The following is a 3,605-nucleotide window of genomic DNA, read 5'->3' as shown; positions in this document are numbered from 1 at the left end:
ACTCTGTTTGTCTGCTCGAAGATTCTCGGGCCGCACGCTCACCCCGAGGACCCCCGCTTGGAGCCTGCGCGTCGCACGGCAGAGGAGATCATCAGGGGAGTGGGTCGGAGGACTGAGGGCCGCGTCCCGGCAGGGGCACTCATGCGGCTCGGAGCGCATGGCCCGACCGCGAAGGGGGCGGTTCATGCGGGTGGGTGCGCCACCGCCACCCGGACCGCTGAGACGGCCCCTCCTTGTCCGCCGGGCGCGCTCACTGCGAGGCCGCCCTGGTCCCCCGGGGGACCGCTCGGCAGCGGTCTGCGGTCTCGGGCCGCCTCGTGGCTAGGGGGCGGCGCTCTGAACCGGGCGCTGAGCCGAGGCGGACGCCGCACGCTCCCCCGCGGTCGGCGACAGCGCGACGAAGGCCGACGTCAGGAAGAGGTAGGAGCCGAGGCCGACGGCGAGGGGGAAGATGAACTGCATCGCCGAGGCCCCGGGCAGGGCCTCCCCGGAGGGCGTGACGCGCACGCCCACCGCGAACATCCCGGTGTAGTGCATGCTGCTGACGGCGGCGCCCATGATCAGGGAGGCGATGGTGACCGCCACGGGCGACTTGATGTTGAGGGCCGCCCACAGGGCCGCCGTCGCGGCGACGACGGCGATCAGCACGGAGAGTGCGACGAGCAGCGGATCGTAGGTCACGTCGCCGTGCAGCCGGACGGCCGCCATGCCCAGGTAGTGCATGCTCGCGACGCCGAGGCCGGTGGTGAGCCCGCCGACGAGCAGGGCGCGGCCGCGGTCCTTGCCGTAGCCGACGGCGAACACGCCGGCGCAGACGACGACCATGGCGACGAGCAGGCTCAGCAGCGTGAGCGGCACGTCGTAGCGGATGTCGGTGCCGGTGACGCCGAAACCGAGCATGGCCACGAAGTGCATGGTCCAGATGCCGGTGCCGATCGCCGAGGCGGCGGTGACGAGCCAGTTGCGGCGCGAACGCCCGGTGGTGGCGAGCGCGCGGACGGTGCAGCGCAGACCGAGCGCGGCGCCTATGCAGGCCATCACGTACGACAGTGCGGGGGTCAGCCACCCCAGGGCTGCGTGGTCCAGGTGTCCCATGGCCCCGGGACGCTAGACCCGGCACAGGCGCACGAAGGGGGCGCATTTCGAAAGGTGTTGGAATATGACCCAAGGCTGTACTGGAACGATCGGGTCACGCTCGAACGTGTGCACTGAGGCGTCATCCGTGCCGGTGAGGAATCATGCGGTACATGAGCGACGAGCAGACGCGTGTCCAGGAGTTCTTCACCGCCCGCGCCGCCGACTGGGACAGCCGTTTCCCCGACGACGGCCCGGCCTACGCGGCCGCGGTCGCCGAGCTCGGACTGCGGGCGGGCGACCGGGTGCTGGACGCGGGGTGCGGCACCGGACGCGCCCTGCCGCCGCTGCGAGCCGCCGTGGGGGCCTCGGGAGTGGTCCTCGGGGCCGATCTGACGCCGGCCATGCTGCGGGAGGCCGTGCGGGCCGGACGGGACCGTGACGGGCGGTTGCTGCTCGCGGACGTCGCCGCGCTGCCCCTGCGCTCGCGGTCGCTGGACGCCGTGTTCGGGGCGGGCCTCATCTCGCACCTCGGGAGCCCGGCCGAGGACCTGCGGGAGCTGGCACGTGTGGTGCGCCCCGGTGGGGTGCTGGCGCTGTTCCACCCGATCGGCAGGGCGGCTCTCGCGGCACGCCACGGCCGCCCGCTCACCCCGGACGACCTGCGTGCCGAGCCCAATCTCCGCCCACTGCTGGCCGGTTCGGGATGGCGCCTGACGTCGTACGTCGACGAGGACTCCCGTTTCCTGGCACTCGCCGTGCGCGAGGACTGAGCCGCCGCGTCGCCGTGCCCTGGGTGTGCTGCCCCGCGTCGCCGTGCCCTGGGCGCGCTGCCCCGCGTCACCCCGCCTGGGCGTCCGGCCCCGCGTCACCCCGCCTGTGTGCCCACCGCCGCATCACCCTGCCTGGGCATCCGGCGCCGCGTGCCGCACCGGGCAGCCCCGGACGCCCGGGACCGGGCGGGTGCCCAGGTCGGCGATCCGGTAGCCGTACGGGTAGCCCTTGATCTCCCGGTTCTGGCGGGCGAAGTGCGGGGTGCGCCGGGGCGGCATGAGGCGGACGGCACGGCCCCGGAGCCGGACGGCGCGCCGCACCCACGCGCGCGTGGTGGCGCTCGGCGGGGTGTAGCGGAAGGCGTGCAGCAGCGAGTCGTCGAGCAGCGCGAGGGTCGTGGTGCGCAGCAGGGGCGCGAGGGGGCCGGGATACCAGGAGGCCATCAGGCGGAGCGTGGCGTCCGAGACGCGCCGGGCGTCCTCGTCCCAGGCGAAGTGGGCGGCCTCGTACGAGTCGAGGCAGCTCTCGAACTCCTCGTAGGTCTCGGGGATGTCCTTGATCCCCATGTGCCGGCCCAGGGCGCGGTAGTGGACCACGCTGGCAACGATCTCGTGGCGTGACATCCTGCGCCAGCCATAGGCGTCGATCCACCGCTTGGGCATCACGACGAAGGTGCAGAGCACGTAACGCATGTCGTCGTCGCTGATGTCGTAGCTGCGGTGCATCTGGTTGATGCGGCGGATCGCGGTCCTGCCCTGCTCACTGCCGAAACCGTGCTCGACGATGGTGTCCAGCAGCAGCGAGGTGTCGTCGTAGCGCTTCTGCGTCCGGTCCGTCAGCTCAGCCGTGCGCGCGAGCAGCCTGCCGATGCCGGGGACGGCGTACGTGCGGTACAGGGCCAGTTCCAGGGCGCGTGTGAAGTCCCAGGGGAACTCGTACGCCACGCTGAGCCGGTAGATCTCCGTGGCCTCCTCGTACGGGTCCATCCGCCGGATCTCTTCGAGCCGTGAGAAGCGCTTCACCGTGCCGTCCCCCTTCTGCCGCCGGTTCTGCAACTTTACGTTGGTGACCGGGACATGAATGATTGGGCGCCGCAGACACAGGGGGAAGGTGGTCAGCATGTGGGGCAGGTTCCGCAGAGCCGGGGGAAGGGTCGCCGATGTCTTGCGCACGGAGCCGAAAGCCGGTGAGGACAAGCGCCCGCACAATCTTTTCGAGGCGGCGGCGACCTACGTCACGGCCTCCGCGGAGAACGACCCGGAGCGCGCCGACGAAGCGGCCGGCTGGGTGTCACCTGAGGCGCTGTCGTTCGGTGTGAACGAGCTGGCCGGCCGGGCCGTGATCGCGCTGGCCCGTGAGCGCGGCCAGACGCCGGAGACCGTGGCCCGCGAGTTGCTCGGGCTGCCGGCGGCATGATGTACGCGTCCAGGACGGCCGATTCGCCCCGTCCGCCGGAAAACTGCAGCTCCGAGTGCGCCGGCGAGGCCGTGACAAGGGGCTTGCGGGCGCATTAGGGTGCGCGCCGGTGGACGAACCGATGGGGAGGCTGGGATGGCCGGGACGGACGAGGAAGCCGTCGCCGCCGCGGACGATGCGCTCTATGTGCTCACGGCGGTGCTGCTGACGCCGGCGAAGTTCCCGAGTGTGCTGGGCGACGACTACCCCGAGGCATGCGCGGCGCCTGCTGCTTCTTCCGCGACAAGCACGGCGTGGCGTCCCTGGACGTGGTGGGCCGCGACAACGCCACCTTCGAGACC

4 protein-coding genes and 1 pseudogene are annotated in these 3,605 nt (G+C 72.0%); 3 read left to right on the top strand and 2 right to left on the bottom strand.

Annotated features, from left to right (window positions below; genetic code table 11):
* Positions 1–321 precede the first annotated feature (321 nt).
* A complete protein-coding gene (locus ABT116_RS40820) occupies positions 322–1,095 on the bottom strand; it encodes an MHYT domain-containing protein (RefSeq protein ID WP_344464617.1) in 774 nt (257 codons plus the stop codon).
* A gap of 152 nt (positions 1,096–1,247) precedes the next feature.
* On the opposite strand from ABT116_RS40820, the gene ABT116_RS40815 reads away from it, so the two are divergent.
* Complete coding sequence (locus tag ABT116_RS40815) at positions 1,248–1,847, top strand: class I SAM-dependent methyltransferase (RefSeq protein WP_351645185.1); 600 nt, start codon at positions 1,248–1,250, stop codon at positions 1,845–1,847.
* Positions 1,848–1,970: 123 nt separating this feature from the next.
* Here ABT116_RS40815 and ABT116_RS40810 read toward each other — a convergent pair whose 3' ends face one another.
* Positions 1,971–2,870, bottom strand: a complete 900-nt coding sequence (locus ABT116_RS40810) for an oxygenase MpaB family protein (protein WP_351645183.1) — start codon at positions 2,868–2,870, stop codon at positions 1,971–1,973.
* Between the two features lie 97 nt (positions 2,871–2,967).
* Here ABT116_RS40810 and ABT116_RS40805 point away from each other — a divergent pair, with 97 nt between their 5' ends.
* A complete protein-coding gene (locus tag ABT116_RS40805; RefSeq protein ID WP_351645179.1) occupies positions 2,968–3,264 on the top strand; it encodes a hypothetical protein in 297 nt (98 codons plus the stop codon).
* Positions 3,265–3,399: 135 nt separating this feature from the next.
* A pseudogene (locus tag ABT116_RS40800) lies at positions 3,400–3,605 on the top strand (hypothetical protein); the annotation flags it as partial.

Source organism: Streptomyces sp. NPDC002130, assembly GCF_040296465.1.
Lineage (GTDB): Bacteria > Actinomycetota > Actinomycetes > Streptomycetales > Streptomycetaceae > Streptomyces.
The sequence above is the reverse complement of the archived record's forward strand: the minus strand, read 5'-3'. Positions and strand labels throughout refer to the sequence as shown.

Coding starts and splice junctions, on each gene's coding strand:
- ABT116_RS40820 (WP_344464617.1), bottom strand. CDS start 1,095: ATGGGACACCTGGACCACGCAGCCCTGGGGTGGCTGACCCCCGCACTG.
- ABT116_RS40815 (WP_351645185.1), top strand. CDS start 1,248: ATGAGCGACGAGCAGACGCGTGTCCAGGAGTTCTTCACCGCCCGCGCC.
- ABT116_RS40805 (WP_351645179.1), top strand. CDS start 2,968: ATGTGGGGCAGGTTCCGCAGAGCCGGGGGAAGGGTCGCCGATGTCTTG.